At 67.6% G+C, this 6,710-nt stretch carries 5 protein-coding genes; 2 read left to right on the top strand and 3 right to left on the bottom strand.

The genetic code is table 11. The features are described from left to right. Positions 1-138: ricin-type beta-trefoil lectin domain protein (locus tag A3CQ_RS59890; protein ID WP_169516370.1), on the top strand; the 138-nt coding region annotated here is incomplete at its 5' end. 424 nt (positions 139-562) lie between these two features. Further along, positions 563-2,074: a non-reducing end alpha-L-arabinofuranosidase family hydrolase gene (locus A3CQ_RS0144365; RefSeq protein ID WP_020517423.1), complete on the top strand. Its 1,512-nt coding sequence runs from the start codon at positions 563-565 to the stop codon at positions 2,072-2,074. Positions 2,075-2,137: 63 nt separating this feature from the next. On the opposite strand, the gene A3CQ_RS0144360 is transcribed toward A3CQ_RS0144365, so the two are convergent. The 3 genes from A3CQ_RS0144360 to A3CQ_RS59885 form a co-directional block, all read right to left on the bottom strand. Next, positions 2,138-4,120, bottom strand: coding sequence for an alpha-L-fucosidase (locus tag A3CQ_RS0144360; RefSeq protein WP_020517422.1), 1,983 nt, complete (start codon positions 4,118-4,120; stop codon positions 2,138-2,140). A gap of 17 nt (positions 4,121-4,137) precedes the next feature. After that, positions 4,138-6,528, bottom strand: coding sequence for a ricin-type beta-trefoil lectin domain protein (locus tag A3CQ_RS0144355; RefSeq protein ID WP_020517421.1), 2,391 nt, complete (start codon positions 6,526-6,528; stop codon positions 4,138-4,140). A gap of 47 nt (positions 6,529-6,575) precedes the next feature. Then, the coding region (locus tag A3CQ_RS59885) for an RICIN domain-containing protein (RefSeq protein WP_169516369.1) at positions 6,576-6,710 on the bottom strand (135 nt) is incomplete at its 5' end.

Below are 6,710 nucleotides of genomic sequence, written 5' to 3'. Positions count from 1 at the left end.
CTGTCCGGCGGCGTGATCACGGGTGTGCAGTCCGGGTTGTGCCTGGACGCGAACGGCGCCGCCACCGCCAACGGCACGAAGATCATTCTCTGGTCGTGCAACGGCGCATCCAACCAGCGCTGGAGCACGCGCAGCTGATCGCCGGACGATGGCGACGTTAACGTTAACAAGGGATCCGCGCTAGTGTGCTCGCTCCGCAAGGCATCGAAGACGGACGAGAGTCCCTTGCCGATTCGATGCCGAGCGGGGCGAGGGTGTTTCCGCCCGCGGCAAATACCCATCCGCGCTGCCCCTGCCCAGGCTAAATGACCTGCTCAAGTGACCTGCTCACGGGCAAATCACTTCTGAAAACTTGTTATGTGTGGCATCGACGCCGAGTCGGCTTCGAATGGCGGCGAATTCGATTAATCCGTGTACTTGAATGTTCCGAAACATTCTGGCAATGTCGCCCTCGCGTGTTAACGCTCTCAGTGCCCCGCGCGAGCACTGCGCCCCGGTGTCATGGCGTACGGGCCTTCGTAGTCGGAATCTCCTCGAAGGGGGAAACGTGAAGTCCGAGGGTATGTACCCGAGCGTCGCGGATCCGCGACGCCGGCGCCGGCGATGGCTGCCGGTGGCGATCGCGTCGGTGACCGCATTGGCCGGCGGAGTCCTGGCGGTGGTGACCGCGTCGTCGGCGTCGGCGGCGACGGTGGACACCAGCGCCTGGTACACGCTGATCAACCGGAACAGCGGCAAGGCGCTCGACGTCTGCGGTTCGTCCACCGCCGACGGCGCGTGCGTCCAGCAGTACGCCGGCTGGGGTGGCACCAACCAGCAGTTCCAGTTCGTGAGCTCCGGCAGCGGCTACTACCGGGTCAAGGCCCGGCATTCCGGCAAGGTGCTCGACGACTACAACTTCTCGACGGCCGACGGCGCCGCGGTGGTGCAGTGGACCGACAACAACAGCACCAACCAGCAGTGGAGCCTGGCCGACTCGTCCGGCGGCTACGTCCGGCTGATCAACCGGACCAGCGGCAAGGCTCTCGAGGTGCAGGGCGCCGCCACCACCGACGGCGCGCCGGTCGTGCAGTACAGCGACTGGGGCGGCACCAACCAGCAATGGCAGCTCGTCCCGGTCGGTTCCACGCCGACCACGGGTCCGACCACGACGCCGCCGAGCGGTGGGTGTTCGCTGCCGTCGACGTACCGGTGGAGCTCGACCGGTGCGCTGGCCACTCCCAAGTCGGGGTGGGCCTCGCTGAAGGACTTCACCAACGTCGTCTACAACGGCCGGCACCTCGTCTACGCCACCACACACGACAACGGCTCGACCTGGGGATCGATGAACTTCGGCCTGTTCACCAACTGGTCGGACATGGGCTCGGCGAGTCAGAACGGGATGTCGTCGGGCACGGTCGCGCCGACACTGTTCTACTTCGCGCCGAAGAACATCTGGGTGCTGACCTATCAGTGGGGTCCGACCGCCTTCTCCTACCGGACCTCGAGCGATCCGACGAACGCGAACGGCTGGTCGTCCGCGCAGACGTTGTTCACCGGGAGCATCTCCGGGTCGGGCACCGGGCCGATCGACCAGACGGTCATCGGTGACGGCTCGACCATGTACCTGTTCTTCGCGGGGGACAACGGCAAGATCTATCGGGCGAGCATGCCGATCGGGAACTTCCCGGGCAGCTTCGGCTCGTCCTACACGACGGTCCTGAGTGACTCGACGAACAACCTGTTCGAGGCGCCTCAGGTCTACAAGGTCCAGGGCCAGAACCAGTACCTGATGATCGTCGAGGCGATCGGGGCGAACGGCCGGTACTTCCGCTCGTTCACCGCCAGCAGCCTGAGCGGCTCCTGGACACCGCAGGCCGCGAGCGAGGGCAACCCGTTCGCCGGGAAGGCCAACAGCGGCGCCACGTGGACCAACGACATCAGCCACGGTGACCTGGTGCGCAACAACGCGGACCAGACCATGACCATCGACCCCTGCAACCTGCAACTGCTCTACCAGGGACGGGCCACCAACTCCGGCGGCGACTACGGGCTGCTGCCCTACCGCCCGGCGGTGCTCACCCTGCAGCGCTGATCGAGAAGACGAACGGCGGGCTCGGCGCGATGCCGGGCCCGCCGTTGTCGGGTTACGTGGTCGTCAGACGGCCGCGATGGTCCACTGCAGGTTGGTGCTGGAGTCGGGCGCCCACAGCTTCACCGGCGCGCCGACGGTGTTGACACCGCCGCTGTCGAGGGCGGTTCCCGTGCCCCGGTTGATGATCTGGTAACGGCCGCTGCCCATGTCGTTGAGCCGCCATTGCTGGTTGTTGCCGCCGTTCCACGAGATCTCGACGGCGAGGGCGCCGTTGGCCGAGTTCCCGTTGCTGTCGGCGACCAGGCCGTTGGTCCGGTTGACGATGCGGTACCAGCCGCTGCCGAGGGCGACGAGCTGCCACTGCAGGTTGGTGCTTCCGTCGTAGTTCCACTGTTTGAGCTGCGAGCCGGAGGCGACGTTGCCGCCGCCGTCGAGGACCAGGCCGGTGGTGACGTTGGTGATCCGCGCCCAGCCGGTGGGCAGGCCGGAGCCGCCGGAGCCGAGAGCCGGGATGGTGCCCGAGAAGATCAATTTCAGCACGTACGCGGGAGCGCTGTACGGGGCGGACGGCAGGCTGATGTGCAGACCGCTGCCGTCCTGCGTCCGGGTCGGCAGGTTGATGTACGTGCCGGCGGTGCTGCCCAGCAGTTGCACCGAGGTCAGGGTGCTCAGGTTGATCCGGTTCGAGCCGAGCGTGGTGATGTGCGCGGTGCCGCCGGGCCAGCCGAGCAGCGTCGCGTACAGGATGCGATTGTCTTTGCTCTGGGTGAATCGGACGTCCTGGGCGGTGCCGGTCCGCGGCGTCTGGAACGATCCACCGCCCATCTGGGTGGGGCCTTCGCCGAACGTGGTCCAGGCCCGGGTGGAGTAGATCGACTCGCCGAAACGCCCCAGGTAGTCGCCGATGCCGCGGAGCACGGTCTGCTGGCCGGAGGGGATGGTGCCGTCGGCCATCGGGGCGATGTTGAGGACCATGTTGCCGTTCTTGCTGACCCGGTCGATCAGCGCGTGCAGCAGGGCGTTGGTGGAGTAGTAGCCGATGCCGACGGTGTAACACCAGCTCGAGCTGCTGATGCTGTCGTCGGTGAGCCAGTACGGGGTCTGGATGCCGGCCGGGCCGCCGCGCTCGAAGTCGTAGACCTCGCCACGGTTGTTGAAGCCGTCCTTGTAGGTGGCGACGACCTCTTTGTTCCAGGCCACCGCGCGGTTGTAGTAGTAGGACAGGAAGTCCAGCCGGCGGGACTCGGGCAGCTGGGTGAGGTTGAAGTCCTGGTAGAGGATGTCGGGCTGGTAGCCGTCGAGGACCTCGCGCAGCTTGTCGTACCACAGCTGCTGCTCGGCGGCGGCGCCGAGCTGGCCGTAGAGCTTCTTCAGACTCGAGTCGGACTGGGTGGGCACCCACTGGTAGTAGCCGGTGAAGTGGTAGGCGTGATGCATCGCGACCATGAGCTTGAGGCCCTTGCCGCGGATGGCGTCGGCGTGCAGCCGTAGCAGATCGAGGCGGGGGCCCCGGGCCACCGAGTTCCATTCGTTGACACTGCTGTTCCACATCGAGAAGCCGTCGTGGTGCTCGGCGACCGGTCCGGCGAATCTCGCGCCGGCGTCGACGAAGAGCTGGGCCCAGGCGTTCGGGTCGAACGCCCCGCCGGCGGACGCGAGTCGGGGAGCGAACTGCACGTAGTTGCCGGCCTTGTCGCGGGCGCCGTTGATGAAGTTGTGGTACGGCCACACGGACGGATCGCCGTACACGGCCTTGTGGTGGTTGTTCTCGTTCGATCCGTTGTTGTACATGTTGCGCGGGTACCACTCGTTGCCGTACGCGGGAACGCTGAACACTCCCCAGTGGTAGTAGATGCCGAACTTGGCGTCCTGGAACCACTCGGGCGCCGGCGGATGCTGGTCGACCGACGACCACGTCGCCGAATAGCTCGACGGGCCCGGTATGGCCGCGAAGGCGGGCGTGGCCCGCAGGATGCCGGTCGAGCCGGCGACGGAGGCGCCGAACACGGTGAGGAACGCGCGCCGGGTGAAGGGGATGCGAGGCATGGGATTCCTCCGGGGGATCAACTGCGGGTCCACTTCTGGTTGGCGGCGCCGTTGCACGTCCAGATCTCGACCGGGCTGCCGTTGGCCGTCGCCGCGCCCGTCACGTCCAGGCACAGCCCCGACTCCGCACCGACCACGGAACCGTCGCTGCCGAGCCGCCATTGCTGGTTCGCGCCGCCGTTGCACGTCCAGATCTGCACCCGGGTACCGGCCGTCGTGGCGTGGCCCGGCACGTCGAGACACTTGCCGCCGTACACGGAGAGCGCGCCGCCCGCGGTGAGGGTCCACCACTGATTGGCGCCGCCGTTGCAGTCCCAGATCGCGAGCAGCGTGCCGTCGGTCTGGGTGGCATTCGGCACGTCGAGACAACGTCCCGAGCCGGTCCCGCGCAGGACCCCGGTCGAGCCGGTCCCGCCGCTGCCCGGTGTCACCGACAGGTTGTCGAACTGCGCGGTCACGCCTTGGCCGGTGCCGTAGCCGATCTGACCGGCGCCCCACGCTGTGTCGTTGACGCTGCCGACCGTGGTCCCGTCGACCGCCGCCGTGATCGTGCTCCCGCTGAAGGTCAGCGCGAGCGAGTGCCAGGTTCCGGTCCCGAGCGCGGCGATGCTGCCACTGGCCAGCGTTCGCACCGCGCCGCTGGTGTTGTTGCTGAGGATCGACCACCGGCCCGCGTCGGTGACTCGCAGGAAGTAGCCGTCGAGGTTGGCCGGTGACTCGTGCGGATAGGCCGAGGCCCGCCCGATGAGCTCCGCGTAGCCGGACTTCTCGAGCAGCACGTCAGAGGCGACGGTGTAGTTGGACCAGCCGAGATCGCCGAGCAGGGCGTACGGTTCGGCCAGCTGGGTGGTCCAGTAGATGGGCGTCTGATCCGACATCTGCCTCACGCATCGACCCGAGTGGCCGCCGCCGCAGGTCGCCACCTCGAACGAGCCCTGCATGTCCATGAGGTACTTCGCCTCGCCGGCGACCGGGTAACCGTCGAACGAGTCACGGTAGGGCAGCGGCAGCGCGGCCGGGGTCGCGCCGGTGGCGGTTCCCTTGCCCTGGCCGGTCGTCGTGGTGAGGCTGTAGACGTAGCCGGGCTGGACGGTCAGCGAGTAACCGCCGCCGGTGGGCGTGAGGTCGGCGCTGTGCGTGAAGTAGTCGGCCGAGTTGTTCGACCGTACGTTTGTCGCCCAGACGTGCACGGTGCCCTGGGAGAGGCCGCCGCCGACGGTGAACGTGAGGCTCTGGGCGGCCGTGGCGTCCATCGTCTCGATGATCGTGCTGTAGTCGGTGCCGTTCGGGGACTTCAGGGAGACGTAGCTGCCGTTGTTGCGGTTGCCACCGAGATACCCGCTGGAGGCGTCCAGGTACTGCCAGCCGGGCGCGGTGAACTGCGTGGTCTGTGCCGTCACCCAGGCGTTCTTGCCGACGGAGTAGCTGCCCGACCACGGCTGGGACGCGACCGCGAGCCCGGTGGTGGCCCACGGGATGTTCGGCGTGATGGCGGCGATGACCGGCCAGTTGATGTAGGCGGTCATCTTTCCGTCGAGGTAGCCGCGGTTGATGCCCCGGGCGAGGGCGTTCGCGCCGGCGTTGTAGTCGTCCGACCCGTTCTCGCTCGCCCACAGGGGCTTGCCGGTGGACACCGCGTTGCCGGAGCTGGGGCAGCTGGTCTGACTGCTGCGGTAGCCGCAGACGTAGTGCGAGCCGAAGACCGATACCGCGTTGGCGAAGGCGGAGTCGCGGACGGCGTCGTCGGCGGCGCCCCAGCCGAACTCGTCCGACGCCACGATCTTCACGGCACGGTAGCCGTGCGAGTCGAGCGCGGCGCGCAGGTTCTCGTACCAGGTGACGTTGTGGCCTTTCTCGTTCCAGCCGCCCAGATAGTCGATCGTCAGGCCGTGGGTGGCGGCGCATCCCAGCCAGTCCAGGAGGTAGTTGATCATGTCGGTGGACCAGAAGTTCCCGCCGCCGATCCAGCCGGGAGCGCCCCAGGACAGGCCGTACAGCTTGATGTTCGGATTGCGGGCCTTGGCCTGCTCGGCCAGCCACCACTCGTACCCGCGGGTGCAGTTGACGGCGCCGCGGGTGTGCTCGTGACTCGGCTCGGCGCCCGAGGTGGAGTTCGTGTCCCCGCCGATCTCGACCTTGAGGATCTGCGTGGCCGCGCCGTAGCCGGGCTTGAAGAGATAGTCGAGGATCTGCCCGCGCTGGGGCTCGGGGTAGTCGACGAGCAGCCGGCTGTTGCCGCCGCCGCCACTGATCGCGCCGACACCGTCGAACAACCGTCCGCCCGAGGCGCCGGTGATGGTGATGGCGGTGGCCGCCTGGGCCGGCGCGGCCCAGGCGACGACCGAGGAGACAGCGGTGACAACGATCGTGGCAAGGGTGACGCCGACACCGGGACCAGATCTACGCATGTGATTCGTCCTTCTCCGGGTACGCGGATTGGTGGTGATCGGCCGGCTCAGCCGACGGACCATCGCTGGTTGGATCCGCCGTTGCACGACCAGAGAATGATCTTCGTGCCGTTGGCGGTGGCGGCGCCGTTCGCGTCCAGGCACAACCCGGACTGCACACCCGTGATCACGCCGCCGGACAG

Source organism: Paractinoplanes globisporus DSM 43857 (genome assembly GCF_000379645.1).
GTDB lineage: Bacteria > Actinomycetota > Actinomycetes > Mycobacteriales > Micromonosporaceae > Actinoplanes > Actinoplanes globisporus.
The sequence above is the reverse complement of the archived record's forward strand: the minus strand, read 5'-3'. Positions and strand labels throughout refer to the sequence as shown.